This is a genomic window from Ensifer sp. NM-2, from assembly GCF_003024455.1.
GTDB classification, from domain to species: Bacteria; Pseudomonadota; Alphaproteobacteria; order Rhizobiales; family Rhizobiaceae; genus Ensifer; species Ensifer canadensis.
The window spans coordinates 39357-57765 of the sequence record NZ_PVZR01000018.1; the positions used below are offsets into that span (position 1 = coordinate 39357).

Annotated in this window: 15 protein-coding genes and 1 pseudogene; 5 read left to right on the top strand and 11 right to left on the bottom strand. The window is 61.9% G+C overall.

The genetic code is table 11. The features are described from left to right. Nucleotides 1–8 precede the first annotated feature (8 nt). From tgt to coaD, 5 genes are all read right to left on the bottom strand, one after another. Nucleotides 9–1139 (bottom strand): tRNA guanosine(34) transglycosylase Tgt, encoded by a 1131-nt coding sequence (tgt, locus tag C6558_RS28195; protein ID WP_057208604.1) that lies wholly within the window; start codon nt 1137–1139, stop codon nt 9–11. Further along, entirely contained in the window at nt 1140–2222 is a 1083-nt protein-coding gene (gene queA, locus C6558_RS28200; protein WP_025427067.1) for a tRNA preQ1(34) S-adenosylmethionine ribosyltransferase-isomerase QueA, read from the bottom strand. It lies immediately after the preceding gene. Nucleotides 2223–2300: 78 nt separating this feature from the next. Then, nucleotides 2301–2810, bottom strand: coding sequence for a peptidylprolyl isomerase (locus C6558_RS28205; protein ID WP_025427068.1), 510 nt, complete (start codon nt 2808–2810; stop codon nt 2301–2303). Between the two features lie 22 nt (nt 2811–2832). Beyond that, nucleotides 2833–3405, bottom strand: a complete 573-nt coding sequence (locus C6558_RS28210; protein WP_025427069.1) for a peptidylprolyl isomerase — start codon at nt 3403–3405, stop codon at nt 2833–2835. Between the two features lie 35 nt (nt 3406–3440). After that, complete coding sequence (coaD, locus tag C6558_RS28215; protein ID WP_025427070.1) at nt 3441–3935, bottom strand: pantetheine-phosphate adenylyltransferase; 495 nt, start codon at nt 3933–3935, stop codon at nt 3441–3443. Nucleotides 3936–4297: 362 nt separating this feature from the next. Between coaD and C6558_RS41450 the strand changes: the two genes are divergently transcribed. Further along, the gene (locus tag C6558_RS41450) at nt 4298–4426 is read left to right on the top strand and encodes a hypothetical protein (protein WP_255569870.1); all 129 of its coding nucleotides are present in this window, start codon (nt 4298–4300) and stop codon (nt 4424–4426) included. Between the two features lie 122 nt (nt 4427–4548). On the opposite strand, the gene C6558_RS28220 is transcribed toward C6558_RS41450, so the two are convergent. The 3 genes and pseudogenes from C6558_RS28220 to C6558_RS28230 form a co-directional block, all read right to left on the bottom strand. After that, a complete protein-coding gene (locus C6558_RS28220) occupies nt 4549–5946 on the bottom strand; it encodes an MATE family efflux transporter (protein ID WP_025427072.1) in 1398 nt (465 codons plus the stop codon). 149 nt (nt 5947–6095) lie between these two features. Beyond that, nucleotides 6096–7388, bottom strand: coding sequence for a TCR/Tet family MFS transporter (locus tag C6558_RS28225; RefSeq protein ID WP_025427073.1), 1293 nt, complete (start codon nt 7386–7388; stop codon nt 6096–6098). Between the two features lie 167 nt (nt 7389–7555). Further along, nucleotides 7556–8465, bottom strand: a pseudogene (locus C6558_RS28230) (LysR family transcriptional regulator). 115 nt (nt 8466–8580) lie between these two features. Between C6558_RS28230 and C6558_RS28235 the strand changes: the two are divergent. Further along, on the top strand, nt 8581–9576 hold the full coding sequence (locus C6558_RS28235) for an aldo/keto reductase (RefSeq protein ID WP_025427074.1): 996 nt from the start codon (nt 8581–8583) through the stop codon (nt 9574–9576). 221 nt (nt 9577–9797) lie between these two features. On the opposite strand, the gene C6558_RS28240 is transcribed toward C6558_RS28235, so the two are convergent. Both C6558_RS28240 and C6558_RS28245 read right to left on the bottom strand, forming a co-directional pair. Continuing rightward, complete coding sequence (locus tag C6558_RS28240; RefSeq protein WP_025427075.1) at nt 9798–10745, bottom strand: neutral zinc metallopeptidase; 948 nt, start codon at nt 10743–10745, stop codon at nt 9798–9800. A gap of 102 nt (nt 10746–10847) precedes the next feature. Continuing rightward, on the bottom strand, nt 10848–11369 hold the full coding sequence (locus C6558_RS28245; RefSeq protein WP_084814272.1) for a DUF2306 domain-containing protein: 522 nt from the start codon (nt 11367–11369) through the stop codon (nt 10848–10850). Between the two features lie 90 nt (nt 11370–11459). On the opposite strand from C6558_RS28245, the gene C6558_RS28250 reads away from it, so the two are divergent. The 3 genes from C6558_RS28250 (at nt 11460) to C6558_RS28260 (ending at nt 16866) form a co-directional block, all read left to right on the top strand. Further along, complete coding sequence (locus tag C6558_RS28250) at nt 11460–12323, top strand: LytTR family DNA-binding domain-containing protein (protein WP_025427077.1); 864 nt, start codon at nt 11460–11462, stop codon at nt 12321–12323. 521 nt (nt 12324–12844) lie between these two features. Then, nucleotides 12845–16336, top strand: coding sequence for a carbamoyl-phosphate synthase large subunit (gene carB / locus C6558_RS28255; protein WP_025427078.1), 3492 nt, complete (start codon nt 12845–12847; stop codon nt 16334–16336). A gap of 209 nt (nt 16337–16545) precedes the next feature. Further along, nucleotides 16546–16866, top strand: a complete 321-nt coding sequence (locus C6558_RS28260; protein ID WP_038576103.1) for a hypothetical protein — start codon at nt 16546–16548, stop codon at nt 16864–16866. Here the strand turns inward: C6558_RS28260 and C6558_RS28265 are convergent, their stop codons facing one another. Next, a complete protein-coding gene (locus tag C6558_RS28265) occupies nt 16867–18357 on the bottom strand; it encodes an MFS transporter (protein ID WP_084814273.1) in 1491 nt (496 codons plus the stop codon). Nucleotides 18358–18409: the final 52 nt, after the last annotated feature.

The window sequence follows — 18409 nt, forward strand, 5'->3', positions numbered from 1 at the left end:
TCTGGTCCTCAGAGTGGCGCCAGATCCCCTCGCCGCCAGGTTTCCTGGGTTTCGGCCATGAAGTCGGCAAAGCGGCCCTCTTCGATTGCCAGGCGAATGCCCGCCATCAGTTCCTGGTAATAGGCAAGGTTGTTCCAACTGAGCAGCATGCCCCCGAGTGACTCATTCGAGCGGATCAGGTGGTGCAAATAGGCGCGCGAATAGTCGCGCGTCGCCGGGCACGAGGATTGTTCGTCTAGCGGCCGCAGGTCTTCGGCATGGCGCGCATTGCGCAGGTTGATGCGGCCATGGCGGGTGAAGGCCAAACCATGTCGTCCGGAGCGGGTCGGCATGACGCAGTCGAACATGTCGATGCCGTGTGCGACCGACCTTAGGATATCGTCGGGCGTGCCGACGCCCATGAGATAGCGCGGCTTTTCGGCAGGTAGCTCGGGGCATGTGATGTCGAGCATTCTGAGCATCACCTCCTGCGGCTCGCCGACCGCAAGTCCACCGACGGCGTAGCCCTTGAGATCCAGCCCCTTCAGGGCTTCCGCCGAGCGCACGCGCAGTGCCGGAATGTCGCCGCCCTGGACGATGCCGAACATCGCCTTGCCCGGTTGGTCACCAAACGCCACCTTGCAGCGTTCCGCCCAGCGCAATGACATTTCCATTGCCCGCTCGATCTCCTTGGGCTCGGCCGGCAAAGCCACGCACTCGTCCAGCTGCATCTGGATATCGCTGCCGAGCAAGCCTTGAATTTCGATCGACCGTTCCGGCGACATGTGGAACAGCGCGCCGTCGACATGGCTCTTGAAGGTGACGCCCTGCTCGTCGAGCTTGCGCAGCCCGGCAAGCGACATCACCTGGAAGCCGCCGCTGTCGGTGAGGATCGGACCCTGCCAGCGGATGAGGTTGTGCAGACCGCCAAGCCGCGCCACGCGTTCAGCACCAGGGCGCAGCATCAGATGGTAGGTGTTGCCGAGGATGATGTCGGCGCCGAGATCCTTGACCTGATCGAGATACATCGCCTTGACCGCGCCGACGGTTCCGACTGGCATGAAGGCAGGCGTACGGATGGTGCCGCGCGGCATGGAAACCTCACCGAGGCGCGCCTTGCCGTCGGTTGCGTGCAGCTTGAACTGGAAGGTTTCGGTCATCTAGTCTTTCCGAAAAAGCAGGCTGGAATCGCCATAGGAATAGAAGCGGTAGCCGCTCTCGATCGCGTAGGTATACGCCGCGCGCATCGTCTCGAGGCCACAGAAGGCCGAAACCAGCATGAACAGCGTCGATTTCGGCAAGTGAAAATTGGTCATCAGCATGTCGACGGCGCGGAAGCGGTAGCCGGGCGTGATGAAGATGCCGGTCGGGCCTGACCAGGGATGGATGATACCGTGTTCGTCCGCCGCACTTTCGATCAGCCGTAGCGACGTCGTACCGACGCAGACCATCCGGCCGCCCCTCGCCTTGACGGCATTGAGGCGTTCGGCGGTTGCGGCATCGACCTGGCCAATCTCCAGGTGCATCACGTGGTCGTCGGTATCATCGGCCTTGACCGGCAGGAATGTCCCGGCGCCGACATGCAGGGTGACGAAATGACGTTCGATGCCGAGTTCGTTCAGCCTGGAAAACAGCCGCTCGGTGAAATGCAGGCCAGCGGTAGGGGCGGCTACGGCGCCCTCCTCACGGGCGTAGACCGTTTGGTAGTCGACGCGGTCCTGAGCATCCTCTGCGCGTTTGGAGGCGATATATGGCGGCAATGGAATGTGCCCGACGGCCATGATCGCTTCGTCGAGCAGCGGTCCGGCGAGATCGAAGCGCAGCGTCACCTCACCGGCGTCGCCCTTTTCCTCGACAGTTGCGTCGAGTGTGCCGAGCATGCAGCTGTTGCCGCCGTGGCCAAAGGCAATGCGGTCGCCGACCTTGAGGCGGCGTGCCGGCCGGGCAAACGCCTTCCAGCGATCCGGCGCGACCCGCATATGCAGGGTCAGCGAGACGGGCGTGGTAATCTCTTCGCCGCGTCGACGAATGCCTTCGAGCTGCGCCGGAATGACCTTGGTGTCGTTGAACACCAGTGCGTCGCCGGGACGCAGGAAGGACGGCAGGTCGAGCACGCCGTGATCCGTCAGGAGTTCCGGCGCCTGCGGGTCGACGACGAGCATGCGGGCGCTGTCGCGCGGATTTACGGGCCGCAACGCAATCGAGGTTTCCGGAAGGTCGAAGTCGAACAGGTCTACGCGCATGGATCGTTTCTGAAAAAAAAGCAAACCCGCCCCAGGGCCTTTCGGCGCGACCGGGGCGGGTTTGTGCATTAGCGCAAATCAGGCGTCGGCGGCAACCCGCATGGACACGATGGTGTCGGGATCACGCACCGGTTCGCCGCGCTTGATCTTGTCGATGTTGTCCATGCCTTCGATGACCTGGCCCCAGACCGAGTACTGCTTGTTCAGCCACGGAGCATCGGTGAAGCAGATGAAGAACTGCGAATTGGCCGAGTTCGGCATCTGGCTGCGCGCCATCGAGCACGTGCCACGAATGTGGCTGACGTTCGAGAATTCAGCGTTCAGGTCCGGCTTGGATGAGCCGCCCATGCCGGCACGCGACGGGTTGAAGTGCTCGCCGCCGGTCTTGCCGTACTGGACGTCGCCGGTCTGTGCCATGAAGTCCTCGATCACGCGGTGAAACACCACGCCGTCATAGGCGCCTTCGCGTGCCAGTTCCTTGATTCGGGCGACATGACCCGGAGCCACGTTCGGCATAAGCTCGATGACGACCTTGCCCTTGGTGGTCTCCATGATGATCGTGTTTTCCGGATCTTTGATCTCGGCCATGGGTTTTCTCCTTCTGTTGACTTTACTTGCCGACCTTGACGCTGATCATGCGGTCGGGATCGGCGACGGAGCCGTTGTTGGCGTCGTCACCGAGTTTGATCTTATCGACGTTCTCCATGCCGGAGACGACCTTGCCGACGACCGTGTACTGGCCGTTGAGGAAGTCGCCCGGGGCAAACATGATGAAGAACTGCGAATTGGCGCTGTTGGGATCCTGCGAACGGGCCATGCCGACCGTGCCGCGCTCGAACGGTACGTCGGAAAATTCGGCCGGCAGGTCCGGCTTGGACGAACCGCCCGTGCCCGCAGCCTGGGGCTGGAAGCCGTTTTCCATGTCGCCGTACTGGACGTCGCCTGTCTGGGCCATGAAGCCCTTGATGACGCGGTGGAAGGCGACGTTGTCGTATTCGCCGGCTGTTGCAAGCGCCTTGATCTGCTCGACGTGCTTCGGCGCGATATCAGGGCGAAGCTCGACGACAACAGGGCCATCCTTCAGCGTGATTGTGAGGAAGTTGTCGGCCGACTGCGCAAGCGCCGTTCCCGTCCAGGACGCAAGCGTGACGGCACCGGCGAAAGCGAGGTGGAGGATTTTCATGGTTTCTCCCTGAGTGGTGAATGGAGTGTGGCGGCTCAGGCCTTGCGTTTGGCCTGCAGCGCCGCGTGAACAGCCTTGGGCACGAAGGCACTGACGTCGCCGCCCATGGCCGCGATCTGGCGGACCAATGTGGCTGTAATGGGCCGCGATGCCGTGCCAGCCGGCAAAAACAAGGTCTGGACATCCGGCGCCATCTGCCGGTTCATGCCAGCCATCTGCATCTCGTAATCGAGGTCAGTGCCATCGCGCAAGCCGCGCACAAGCAGCTTTGCGCCGCTTTGCCGCGCAGCGTCGACCACGAGATTGTCGAAGGAGACGACGTCGATGTCGGCGGCACGCTCGGGCAGAAACTCGAGCAGCGACTGGCGAATGAGGTCCGAGCGCTCGTCGAACGAGAAAAGCGGCGCCTTGCCCGGATGGATGCCAATTGCCACGATGACTTTGCGCGCCACGTTCAGCGCCTGAACAAGTACGTCGAGATGCCCGTTCGTCATCGGATCGAAGGAGCCGGGGTAGAATGCCGTCGTCATCGCACCTGTTTCCGTTTGGTGAAGCCTTTTGTCATGGACGGCGACAGATCGCAAGAGTTGTGCAGGAGCGCGGGCCTGTTCCCTGGGAAACAGTGGCACCAAAGAAATGAATGCTAGATGAATGCCATGTTCAAGAGTGTTTCACGTTGCAATCGGTAATGTGAAGCAAGAAAGAACGGAACCTTTTTGAAGATACTGCCGTTTAGGAACCTGAAAGGATGACGGCTATGGGACTTGCTCTGTTTTCGATGACGATGTTTTTCGCAATGATATTTGCGACGATACATGCACTCCGCGACGAGTCCCGTGAGCAACGTGACCGTTCAAGCAACCGTAAGATCTTCGGCTAAAGGTATCATGTCATGGCGACAGTCTTCATGACCGCCGCGGCGGTAATCAGTTTCGTCTTTCTCGTCGATTTTGCCCGCACGATACGCGACCTCCAGCGCGATCGACTGGGCTCCAATGAGACCGGCGGGTTCAACGTTTAGAGACCTTGAGAAACTTCCTCCAGGAGTTTCGGAATAAGCGACCGACATTCTCCCCTGATGTGGTCGCCTTTTGTAAGCCGGACGGCATCCCCTGCCCGTCCGGCTTTTTCTTTGGTCGATGCTTAAGCCGCCGTCACCTTGTGGTCGCGGATCATCCGGAAGAACCGCCAGTTCAGGAACAATGCTGCAGCGGCAAGTCCCAGCACGAAGCCGAACCACACGCCGATGCCGCCGAACTTGAGCGGGAACGCGAAGGCCCAGGCGCAAAGGAACCCGATCGGCCAATAGGAGATCATCGCCAGGATCATCGGCACCTTTGTGTCCTTGAGCCCGCGAAGCATGCCGGCGGCGATTGCCTGCAATCCGTCCACCAGCTGGAACGCGCCGGCGATCACGATGAGCGGAGCGGCAAAGGCGAGCACTTGCGCGGCATCCGGCCGGTTGGTGTCAAGATAAAGGGCGGCGAGCTGGCTCGGGAAGAGAGCGAAGATGGCGCTGCCGATGATCGCAAAGATGGCTCCGAGCACCAGTGCCGAGATCGCGGCACGCCGGACGCCGAGCATGTCGCCACGGCCGTAGGCAAGGCCGACGCGCACGGTTGCCGCCTGCGCAATTCCGAGCGGGATCATGAAGGCGAGCGAGGCGAACTGCAGCGCGATGCCGTGTGCGGCAAGCTCGATCGTGCCGATGGTTCCCATCAGCAACGAGGCGACGGTGAACAGGCTGACTTCGGCAAGAATGGTCAGCGAGATCGGTATGCCGAGATAGACGACTTCCCTGAAGGCGGGCCAATCCGGGCGCCAGAAACGCACGAACAGCTCATACTGGTTCAGTTCCGGTTTGCTCTTGATATAGGCGATGGTCAGCACCGTGCCGAGCACGGCCACGCCAAGGGCGGCGACGGCCGCGCCGAAGATGCCCAGCTGCGGAAAGCCGTAGTGGCCGTAGATCAGCACGTAGCAAAGCGCTGCATTGAGAACCAGCGTTGCCAGTGTGACATAGAGAATGATCCCCGCCCGCTCCAGACCGCTCAGGAACGCCCGCAGCACCATGAAGATGAGGCCGGGAAAGATCGCCCATTGCGCAATGTGCAGATACTCGGCCGCGAGTGCCGCGACCTCCGGCTGCTGGCCGGCAAGCAGCAGGATCGGTTCCGCCAGCCAGAGCACCGGCGCCGTCAGCACGCCATAGCACAGCACCACCCAGAGACCCATGCGCACGGAGCGACGCACGGAGACCTTGTCGCCCCTGCCCTGGGCTTGCGCGGCCATCGGTACGACCGCGTTGGCGAAGCCGCTGCCGAAGATGTAGATGGTAAAGTACATCTGCGTCGCCAGGATGATTGCCGCAAGCTGCGTTGCGCCAAGCTTGCCCACCATCAAGACGTCGGTTGTGTTGATCGCAAGCTGCGCCAGCTGTGCGCCGATGAAGGGCACCCCGAGATAGAGGCTTGCACGATAATGAGTGCGCCATGAATTGTCGGTTTGCACCGGGGTCGGGCTCGCAGTGGCGGTCAGCATGACGGATTCCTGGATGTCGACGCGGCCGAAATGCGGCAGGTCAGAACGAAGGCAAGGATGACCGAAATAGATCACGGCCGGCAAAAGAACCAGTAACAAAGCTCCGACTGCTCAATTTTTCATCCAAAGATCACGAATATTGATCAATTTCAGTGCATGGCACTGCGATCGGAGTAGCGCGGTTCGGCCATGGACACTGCGGGCTCGATATGTTCAGCCGCGACCGCGAGCCGTTTTGGTGCCTTGAGCCAGAACACCGCGAGCGCACCGACGACGAAGCAACTGGCGAGTGCATAGGGGGCGCCTGAGAAGGAGACCGTGGTCGTCGGGCTCGTGAAGTAGCCGAAGATCTGGGTGAAGATCAGCGGGCCGATGATCGTCGTGATGCTGCCGATACTGGTGAGCGCCCCTTGCAACTCTCCCTGCGCCGACGGCGGCACATGGCCGGCGGCGATGCTGCGCAGCGGCGGATCGGCGAGGCTTTCGAGCGCGGTGGCGATAATCACGGCATAGATCATCCAGCCCTGCCAGGCAGCAGCGTAGCCCGCGGCACCGAGTGCCGTGAAAATCAGGCCGAGGACGGCCGTCCGCCACTCGCCAAGCCGCGGCACGACGCGCGGCAGTACGAACGCCATCACCATGGCACCGCCGATGCCGAAGATGCCGAGCGACAGGCCGATTTCCCCCTCGCTCCAGCCGTACCGGTAAGACGATACGAACGACCAGACGGACGGATAAACCGAATGCGCCATCCAGAACAGGAAGAACACCAGCCCGACCCAGCCGATGCCGGGATAGTTGCGCATCTGCCTGAGCGCGCCGAGTGGATTGGCGCGCCGCCATTCGAAGCGGCGACGATGCGCCTTGTCCAATGTCTCCGGCAGCAGAAAAACGCCGAGCAGGAAGTTGATGAAGGAAAGTGCCGCGGCACCATAGAACGGCACACGCGGACCCAGTTCGCCAAGCAGCCCGCCAATGACCGGCCCCAGTGCAAAGCCGGATCCGAACGCGATTCCGATCAGGCCGAAATTCTTCGCCCGGTTTCCGTCATGGCTGATGTCGGCGATATAGGCCGAAGCGGTGCCGAAGCTGGCGCCGCTGATGCCGGCGAGCACACGGCCGACGAAGAGCATCCAGTAGCTGGTCGCGAGAGCGCAGATCAGATTGTCGATGGCGAAGGTGAGCACGGAGGCAAGCAGGATCGGCCGGCGTCCGAAACGGTCGCTGAGGTTGCCGATGAGGGGCGCGAACAGGAACTGCATCGCGGCATAGACGAGCAGCAGCCAGCCGCCGTCGATCGCCGCGTCGCTGACATTGGCGCCGGTCAGCTCCTCCAGATAGGTGGGCAGCACCGGCACGATGATGGCGATGCCGATGATGTCGAGAAGCAGGATGAGAAAGACGAGGAACAGGCCGCGCCGCACGAACTTTTCGTCGAGCATGAAACTCTCCCTGCGCCATCCGTCGCCAGCGCGGAGACAGAACGTGAACGACGTTACCAATTTAGGTGTAACGCATAATTTTAGTCGAAACAATACGTGAACATCTCAAAGTTTTTTATGAGAACAATCGCGTTTGTTGATCCATTGCTCCCCAAAATGGCCGCCATTCAGCGCACCCCTGACCGTTGCTCGGCCTTGAGAAAGTCGACGAAGGCTCGAAGCGGCGCCGGCATGTGGCGGCGGCTGGCATAGTAGAGAAACGGCCCTGGAAAGGGCGTCACCCATTCGTCGAGGATCGTCACGACGGCGCCGGATTTGAGATGCGGCGCCAGGAACTCCTCGAACGTCCGGATGACGCCGAGACCTTCGACTGCAGCGGCAATTTCAAGATCGACCGAGTTCGCGATGACGACAGTCGGAGGGGCGATCGAGATTGCTGCGTCTCCGTCACCGAACTCCCAGGCTAGGCTGACGCCGCTTGCGAAGCGATGCCGGATGCAGGCATGCTCCAGAAGATCGTGCGGGTGTTGCGGCAAGGCCGTGTCGCGCGAGATAGTCCGGCGACGCGGCAGTGATGTAGCGTTGCTGCCGCGGTCCGATCGGAATGGCGATCATGTCGCGCTCGACCCGCTCTTCGTAGCGGATGCCGGCGTCGAAGCCGGCGGCAAGGACGTCGATGAAGCCGTCGTCTGCCGTCACCTCCAGCGAAATGGCAGGATTTACCTTCAGAAAGCGCCCAATGATCGAGGGCAGGATCACGCGCGCGACGACCGTGGGCACGTTCAGTTTCAGGGTTCCTGCGGGACTGTCGCGCAATTCGCTCACCTGGTCGAGCGCGCCGGCAATCTCCCCGAGTGCCGGCTGCAGGCGCTCGAGTAGCCGCATGCCGGCTTCCGTCGGTGTTACACTGCGGGTCGTGCGGTTGAGGAGCCGCACATCGAGTTTGGCTTCGAGCCGCCGCAGCGCTTCGCTCAGCGACGAAGCGGAAACGCCCCGCTTCTCGGCGGCAGCGCGAAAGCTGCGCTCGCGCGCAACGGCGGTGAAGGCATCGAGGTCGGCGAGAGGAAGATCGTTCATTGTGCGAAATGCCGTACGGCTTGTTCTGACTGTACGGGATTATCGCACGATAGGACCGGGCGTAACAATGGGGACGAAGAAGGGCGCAAAGGCGCGCCGCCGAAGGAGAACGAGAATGGATCAGGTTTCGCTCGGAAAAGTCGGCCCTATGGTTTCCAACATCGGCCTTGGCTGCATGGGCATGTCGGGCATGTATGGCCCGTCGGATCGTACGGAAAGCATCGCCACGTTCCATGCGGCGCTCGATGCGGGAATTACGCTCATCGATACCGGCGACTTCTATGGCATGGGCCACAACGAGATGCTGATTGGCGAAGCGCTCAAGGGCCAGGACCGCGATCGGGTCGTTCTCAGCGTGAAGTTCGGTGCCTTGAGAGACGCTGGTGGCAGTTGGGTGGGCTATGATTGCCGACCGAAGGCGGTGCGCAACTTTCTCGCCTATACCCTGCAGCGGTTGGGCGTCGACCATATCGACATCTACCGCCCTGCCCGTCTCGACCCGGACGTGCCGATCGAAGAAACAGTGGGCGCAATCGCTGATCTGGTGCAGGCAGGTTATGTCAGGCATATCGGGCTTTCGGAAGTCGGATCCGAGACCATCCGAAGGGCAGCGGCCGTCCATCCCATCGCGGATCTGCAGATCGAATATTCGCTGATCTCGCGCGGCATCGAGGACGATATCCTGCCCACGTGCCGTGCGCTCGGTATCGGCATTACCGCCTATGGCGTGCTGTCGCGCGGCCTGATCAGCGGCCATTGGCAGAAGGATGCGGTCGCACGTGGCGACTTCCGCGCGGCCAGCCCACGTTTTCAGGCGGGCAATGTCGACACAAATCTGGCCCTTGTCGACGCGCTGAAGCGCGTGGCGGATGCGAAGGGCGCCACCGTGGCACAGATTGCGATCGCCTGGGTCGCAGCCCAAGGCAAGGATATCGTGCCGCTCATCGGTGCACGTCGTCGCGACCGGCTGGCCGAAGCGCTGGCATCGCAAGCGGTACATCTGACACCGGAAGATCTGGCCGCGATCGAGCGGGCGGTGCCGAGGGATGCGGCCGCAGGCGCGCGCTATCCCGAGGCGCAGCTCGCCCATATGGACAGCGAGCGCCATTAGAGCATTTCCAGGAAAAGTGCGAAGCGGTTTTCCGTCAGGAAATGCGTGAAAACATGCAGCAATTCAAAGTGCTACAGCGATCTTTGCGCGTCGAATAAGACGCGCAGCGCTGTAGAGTGTTCTCTGCAACTTTGTCTAACCCAGAGCGCTCTAATCCCGGGTAACGAAAGGGGCCGACAGTTCTCGCCGGCCCCTTTGCTTTTTCCCTGGACGGTCTGGAATCAGACCTGGCCGGAGAAGGTGTCGCAGGCCGCCATCTTGCCGCTGTCGAAGCCGCGCTTGAACCAGCGCATGCGCTGCTCCGATGTGCCGTGGTTGAAGCTTTCCGGGACGACGTAGCCCTGCATGCGTTTCTGCAGCGTGTCGTCGCCGATCTGGGTGGCGGCGTTCAGCGCCTCTTCCAGATCGCCCTGCTCCAACAGGCCCTTCTGCTGGGTATACTTGCCCCAGACGCCGGCGAAGCAATCAGCCTGCAGTTCGACGCGAACCGACATCTGGTTGGCTTCGGCTTCACCCATCGACTGGCGCATCTGGTTGAACTTCGGCAGCACGCCGATCAGGTTCTGAACATGGTGGCCAACTTCATGCGCAACGACATAGGCCTGCGCGAAGTCGCCAGATGCGCCGAACTTCTGCTCAAGCTCGTCGAAGAAACCCATGTCGAGATAGACCTTGCGGTCACCAGGGCAGTAGAACGGGCCGGACGCTGCCGAGGCAAAGCCGCAGGCGGAGCGCACGGAGCCGCTGAACAGCACCATCTTCGGCTCTTGATATTGTTCGCCGCTCGCCTGGAAGATGCCGTTCCAGGTGTCTTCGGTTTCGGCCAGCACCGTCGACATGAAGGCTTTCATCTCTTCTTCCTGCGCCGATCCGCGGGGTACCGGCGAGCCATCGCTCTGCTCGAAGCCCGGCTGCGCGACCGGACCGCCGCCGCCGTTCAGCACCTGCAGCATGTCGATGCCCAAGGCCTTCAGGATGAAATAGAGCACGACCAGAAAGATGATGGTGCCGAAGCTCATGCCGCCGCCGGCGCCACGCATGCCTCCGCCACCGCCGGGCATGCGGAAGCCACCACCGCGGCCGAATGGATTACCGCCCAGACCGCCGCCGGGGCTCGCCCCGCGCTGGTCCTCAACGTTTCCGGATTGGCGGCGGCCTTTCCATTCCATGATCTGTCCTCCCGGCATGGATCGATACGCAATATCGGTCAGACCTTTTATATGCCGGGCCGAATGCCGTTGTAAAACGCAATCAGGCCCGTAAGGTTGCGATCAAGCTAATCTTTTCGAGGACTTGCGGCGACCGAAGAGACGACCCTGTCGGATCGACAGGACGGCTGCGGAAATGAGCAGCGCAGCCAGCAGAGCCGCCATCACCGCTGACTGCCAGATCGAAAGCTCGGAGAACAGGCTCGCATGCAGCAGCCTTCCGGGCAGCAGTGTGAAGAGGCCGGAAACGACAATGCCGCCGAGATACATGCCAGCCACATGCCCGCGATGCGCGGGGATGTCGTGCCGCCGGGCGGCCGCAATCGTCTGCCAGCTGCCGAAGAGCACATAGATCGACAACAGGTGAATGGGGCTGAAACCGCCGACCAGCTTGATTTCATGGATGAAGAACGTGGAGAATGCGGTCACGACCATGAGTGCGAGCCAGATTTTGCCGAGCAGCCTATGCAGGCGTGTGCCCTTCGGACGGGCAAGCAGGAAAGCACCAAGGATGGCAGCCGGGATGACGGTCGCGACGTGCAGCTGCACTGCGAACGATGCATGGAGAAGAGGTGAAAATGTCATGAAAAATTTCTATGCTGTTGATTTTCCCCGAACTTGCGGCAGGCTCCGGGCTGCGCTCAAACGCTTTGACTGGAACGGACGGAAAACTTCGTGAAACGCCCATTTCTGCAATCCACGCTTCGTGAGCTGCATCTTGTCGTCAAGGCGCCACGCCTCTGGGCAACCTTTGCTGCAGTCGTGCTGATCTTTTGGGTCACGGGGCCCTATGGCACTGCCGAACGCCTGGCTGTCGTGCCGCGGCTCGGGTTCTGGCTCGTGCTGCACGCCGTCACCTGGGCGATCGCAATCGTTTCGGCCGTGCTTGCCAATGGCCTGCTGCGCGAAAAGGTTGCCTCCGGTTTCGTTCGCATGATGATCGGTGCAGCCGTTGCCAGCATACCGATCGGCCTCGTGACCACCGCGATCGGCTCGGCGACCTTTTCGGCCATTCCAACAGTCGCTGACGTCATGACGGACATCGCGACCGGCCTGTTCCTGTCGCTCTTGTTCTGCACCTTGACCTGGATGACGATGAACACTGAATTCGCCTTGGAGCTGAATGACGCCGGCACCACCGCAATCGCGTCCGACGAGGCCGGGCAACAGACGTCCCGCAACCCGGCTCTTCTCAAGGAGACGGGCCGGGTACCGCTGCTTCTGCGCCTGAAACCCGCCAATCGCGGCCTGCCGCTGCACGTGACGGTTAGCGATCACTACACGGAAGTGACGACCACTCTCGGCCGTGAACTCGTCCTGTTGCGCTTCGCCGATGCGCTCGGTGAACTCGGCCCGGTGGCGGGCCTGCAGGTCCATCGTTCCCATTGGGTGGCGGACGCGCATGTTGCACGCCTCGTCCGTGATAACGGTCGCATGACGATCCTGCTTTGCGATGGAACCGAAGTGCCGGTGAGCCGCACCTATGCTGCGGCCGTGCGGCAGCGCTGGGGTTATCGCCTTCCTCGATCGCGTCCTTGACCGTCCCGCTTTGACAATCCTATTGGCACCAGGGAAATTGTGGAGGGAGGCATGGTCATGAAGGCGTTGCGGCTCGAGGCGATTGACGACCTGTTCCTGGGTGAAGTGAACTTCCTGCGTAAGGTGGACGCCTGCTCCCGGCCCTGGTGACCTGCTGGTGCGCGTCGAGGCGTGTGGCACCGACAGGCACCTCTTGCACGGAGGATCGCGCGGCACGTTTCGCTCGATGAAGCCGCCAGCGTGATTGCCCATCCGCCTGCTGCCGGCGAGGTCGAGGTTCTGGTGGTACCGGGCGTGATTTGACGGCCCGCATGCGGCTTTGGGACCGCCGTCCGACACGTTGCAAAAGCCCATGCCGAAATATGTCGGCTTTCCTGTCGATTCCGGAATTTTCGGGGTTTCGCTTGCAGATACATTTGCCTATAAGCCGCTTCTAGCCTGAAAAGACCATCAATGCGTGCCCGGCCGGTGACCTCCCACTTTGGCCGGTTTTTCGCGCAGCTAGAAACGGATGACCGACCATGCCGAAGCGCCAAGATATCAAATCGATCCTCATCATCGGCGCGGGGCCGATCGTCATCGGTCAGGCATGCGAATTCGACTATTCCGGCACCCAGGCCTGCAAGGCGCTGAAGGAGGAAGGCTACCGCGTCATCCTCGTCAACTCCAACCCGGCAACGATCATGACCGACCCGGGTCTGGCGGACGCAACATACGTCGAGCCGATCACCCCGGAAGTCGTTGCCAAGATCATTGCCAAGGAGCGCCCAGACGCACTGCTGCCGACCATGGGCGGCCAGACCGCGCTCAACACCGCGCTGTCGCTGCGCCGCATGGGCGTTCTCGACCGCTACAATGTCGAGATGATCGGCGCCAAGCCGGACGCGATCGACAAGGCAGAAGACCGCGCGCTCTTCCGCGAGGCGATGGCCAAGATCGGCCTGGAGACGCCGAAGTCGCGCCTGGCGAACGCCACCGACATCAAGGACCACGACCGCAAGGTGCATGAGGCCGAACGCGCCGAACTGAAGGGCCGCCTTTCCGGGCCGGAACTCGACACGGCGCTCGACGAACTGGAAAACCAGTGGAACCTCGGCGAAGGCGATCGCAAGCAGCGCTACATGAACCATGCGATGGCCATCGCCGCGCAGGCGCTCGACGATGTCGGCCTGCCGGCGATCATCCGCCCGTCGTTCACACTCGGCGGCACCGGCGGCGGCATCGCCTATAACCGCACCGAATTCTTCGACATCGTCGGCAGCGGCCTCGACGCATCGCCGACCACCGAAGTGCTGATCGAAGAATCGGTTCTCGGCTGGAAGGAATACGAGATGGAAGTCGTCCGCGACACGGCGGACAACTGCATCATCATCTGCTCGATCGAAAACATCGACCCGATGGGCGTGCACACCGGCGATTCGATCACCGTTGCTCCGGCGCTGACGCTGACGGACAAGGAATACCAGATCATGCGCAACGCCTCGATCGCGGTGCTGCGCGAGATCGGCGTCGAGACCGGGGGCTCGAATGTGCAGTTCGCCGTCAACCCCAAGGATGGTCGTCTCGTCGTCATCGAGATGAACCCGCGCGTTTCGCGCTCCTCGGCTCTCGCTTCCAAGGCAACCGGCTTCCCGATCGCCAAGATCGCGGCCAAGCTCGCCATCGGCTACACGCTCGACGAACTCGAGAACGACATCACCGGCGGCGCGACGCCGGCATCCTTCGAGCCGTCGATCGACTACGTCGTCACCAAGATCCCGCGCTTTGCCTTCGAGAAATTCCCAGGCGCCTCGCCGGTCCTGACCACTGCGATGAAGTCGGTCGGTGAAGTCATGGCGATCGGCCGTACCTTTGCCGAATCGCTGCAGAAAGCGCTGCGTGGCCTTGAGACCGGGCTCACCGGTCTCGATGAAATCGAAATCCCTGACATGGACGAGAACGGCGATGGCCGTAACGCTATCCGTGCCGCGATCGGTACGCCGACGCCGGACCGTCTGCGCATGGTTGCCCAGGCGCTGCGTCTCGGCATGAGCGAGGCCGAAGTTCACGAGGCAAGCAAGATCGACCCGTGGTTCATCGCCCAGTTCAAGGCGATCGTCGACATGGAAGCGCGCGTCCGCGAGCACGGCCTGCCTCAGGATGCTGAGAACCTGCGCATGCTGAAGGCCATGGGCTTCTCCGATGCCCGGCTGGCAACGCTCGGCGGCAAGCGCCCGAAGGAAGTGGCAGAACTTCGAAACGCGCTCAACGTCCGCCCGGTCTATAAGCGCATCGACACCTGCGCCGCCGAATTCGCCTCGCCGACCGCCTACATGTACTCGACCTACGAGACGCCTTTCGTTGGTGCGGCCCGCTCTGAGGCTGATGTCTCCGACCGCAAGAAGGTCGTCATCCTCGGCGGTGGTCCGAACCGGATCGGCCAGGGCATCGAGTTCGACTATTGCTGCTGCCATGCCGCCTTCGCTTTGAAGGACGCTGGCTATGAAGCGATCATGATCAACTGCAACCCCGAGACCGTTTCGACCGACTACGACACGTCGGACCGGCTCTACTTCGAGTCGCTGACCGCTGAAGACGTGATCGAGATCATGCGCGCCGAGCAGGAAAAGGGCGAACTGGTCGGCGTCATCGTGCAGTTCGGCGGCCAGACGCCGCTGAAGCTGGCGGAAGCACTGGAAAAGAACGGCATCCCGATCCTCGGCACCGCACCCGACATGATCGACCTTGCCGAAGACCGCGACCGCTTCCAGAAGCTGCTGATGAAGCTCGATCTCAACCAGCCGAACAACGGCATCGCCTATTCGGTCGAACAGGCACGCCTCGTTGCCGCCGAAATCGGCTTCCCGCTGGTCGTGCGTCCGTCCTACGTTCTCGGTGGCCGGGCCATGCAGATCATCCATTCGGAAAGCATGCTGCAGACATATCTGCTCGATACAGTTCCGGGCCTCGTTCCGGAAGACATCAAGCAGCGTTACCCGAACGACAAGACCGGCCAGATCAACACGCTTCTCGGCAAGAACCCGCTGCTGTTCGACAGCTACCTGAGCAACGCCACGGAAGTCGACGTCGACTGCCTCTGTGACGGCAAGGATGTGTTCGTCTCGGGTATCATGGAGCACATCGAGGAGGCCGGCATTCACTCCGGCGACAGTGCCTGCTCGCTGCCGGTTCACACGCTCGACAACGCGATGGTCGACGAGCTGGAACGCCAGACGACGGCGCTGGCCAAAGCACTCAATGTCGGTGGTCTGATGAACGTCCAGTTCGCGATCAAGGACGGCACGATCTACGTGCTCGAAGTCAACCCGCGCGCCTCGCGCACCGTGCCCTTCGTCGCCAAGACCATCGGTGCGCCGATCGCCAAGATCGCTGCCCGCGTGATGGCCGGTGAAGCGCTGGATGTGGCGATCGCCGCCTACGGCGAAAAGCCCGACCCGCGCAACCTGAAGCACATCGCCGTCAAGGAAGCCGTGTTCCCGTTCGCCCGCTTCCCCGGTGTCGACACGCTGCTCGGCCCGGAAATGCGCTCGACTGGCGAAGTCATCGGCCTTGATACCGACTACGCGCTTGCTTTTGCCAAGTCGCAGCTCGGTGCCGGCGTCGATCTGCCGCGCGACGGAACGGTGTTCGTATCCGTCCGCGACGAAGACAAAACCCGCGTCCTACCGGCGATCCGCATTCTCGTCGACATCGGCTTCAAGGTGATGGCGACCGGCGGCACCGCCCGCTTCCTCGGTGAAAACGGCATTGCCGCCGTCAAGGTCAACAAGGTCCAGGAAGGTCGTCCGCATGTCGAGGACGCGATCCGCAACCGGCAGGTCCAGCTTGTCATCAACACGACGGATGGCAACAAAGCGATCTCGGATTCCAAGTCGCTTCGCCGCGCGACATTGATGCAGAAGGTGCCCTACTACACCACCATGGCAGGTGCAGAGGCGGCAGCGCGCGCGATCAAGGCGCTCAAGGCCGGCAACCTCGAGGTTCGCCCGCTCCAGAGCTACTTCAAGGCCTGATCGAACGACGGCTGCGCGCATCTTTGGGTGCGCGCAGTTGGGCCGCTGACGAGCGGCGGCTCGATGCTCAGCCGAAATCGCTCTACGAGTGCGCAATCTCCCCCTCATTGTTGTGAACGCCACCTGAACGCCGGGTTCAGCCTAGGTTCGGTCGCCGGGTGCTTACATGCCCACATGCGCTCCCAAGTCGGAAAGATCCGGCACTGCGCATGGGATGGGGCAACATCGTGCAGGTCTATTTCTTCGATTTGTATTGGGGCGACGAGCGCTTTGTCGACGAGGACGGCATCAGCCACTTCGACGAAGGTTCCGCCCTGTATTACGGCCAGCGAATTGCCGACAAGATTGGCCGCGATGCCGACTATGGATCGCTGAGGGTCCATGTGCGCTCGGGCAGCGGCGAGATTCTGGCGACGATTGCGCCGTCAGACGGTCGTGGCCGTGAACAGGACGCTTTGATCGGTCGAGGCAGCCTTGGCGTATTCCGCCGCCCCACCGAAACCGCCGCCGCCCTGCCCACGGCCTGGTGATCAATCGACCGTCACGGGCCGCTGTGCCCGAGCCTCGCTGCGTGTTGGCCTTCGGCTGCGCGCAAGCCGGACAGTCCTGATGCCGAAGAACAACGACGCAACCGAGATCACGCAACTCAAGGCAAACACCGCTAACAGCGCGTCGCGCATGACGGCCAACCGTGCGCCTTCATCGAAGCCGCGTATGTTGGCGGTCAGCCCGAAGACGGCTGCGCCGACTGCGTAACCTGCGGATTGCAGCGTCGGCAGCAGTGCCGAAGTCTTGTCTCGCTCAGGGGGCGGCGACACATCCATCAGCAATTGGCTGAGCGTGCCCCAGCAGACGCCGAAGCCGGCACCAATGGCAATTTGACCTGCGAAAACCAACCGAAACTCCGCTGTCGCGATCGCGACCGTCAGGCCGATGAGCCCGAGGCAAAGCAGCAGTGGCCCGACCCAGATCAATCGTACACGCAGATCATGCGAGCGCAGGCTCGCCACCAGAATGGCGGTCAAGCTCCACGACATCGCCATCAGCGCGCTCGAGAATCCGGCGGCCGTCGGGCCGAAATTCCAGAGGTGTTGCAAGCCGTAGACGAGATAGACGGAGCCGGAAGCCTGCGCCAACGGCATCAGCAGAATGATCCAGAGGCCGGTGCCGAGCGGGCGCCCGATCGAAAATGCGCCAAGCGGGAGAATTGAGTGCCTGGAGCGACGGTCGAGATGCACAGTGTTGACGAGAACGGCGATCGCTACGACCACGAGCGCCGCCATGGCAAATCCGTTCTGGAGCATATTCGAAACCGAGATCAGCAGTATGCCCAGGCCAAATGCGATCAGGCGAAAAAGCGGAATGGGTTGCACGATCTGCGCCGAAGCCGACCGTCTGGGTACGATGGCAAGGACCAGCGCAATAAAGATGGCGGCGGCGGGAATGTTGACGAAGAAGGCCGCACGCCATGACCAGTGTTCGGTGAGAAATCCTGAAATGAGCGGACCGGCAAAGGCAGCACTTGCCCAGACGATGGCCTCTGCACCGAAGACCTTCGGCACGAGCCGAGGCGGGAAAAGCTCCGGGATCAGTGCATAGCAAATAGCGGCAATGATGCCCTCGCCCAGCCCTTGAAACAGCCTTCCGACCAGGACCTGCGGCATGCTCGTCGCCAGCGTCGCAATCACTGTGCCGGTGACGAAGACAAGCGCTGCTGCGATCAACGCATTGCGGGCGCCGAAGCGCGCCTTGAGATTGGCAGCCAATGCCCCGCCGATGATTGCAAAGACGAGATAGAGGGTGAAGGCCCAGGAGAGCAGTGCCGCACCGCCAAATTCCTCGACTGCCGTCGGGAGCGCGGTCGAGATGAAGAACTCGTTGAAGGCAAAGAGCGCGACACCGAGGCAAAGCGTCACGGTCGCCGCCAGATGGTTGGGTTGCAACAACTCGACCCAACGCCCTTCCGCTTCTGAATGGCCCTCGGCTTTCCCTGCGTCGCGGTCGTCTTTTGTCGTGCTCATCCTGTCATTTCCGTGTGTTCGTCGTTTCGGAAACAGAACTGTTACGACCTCA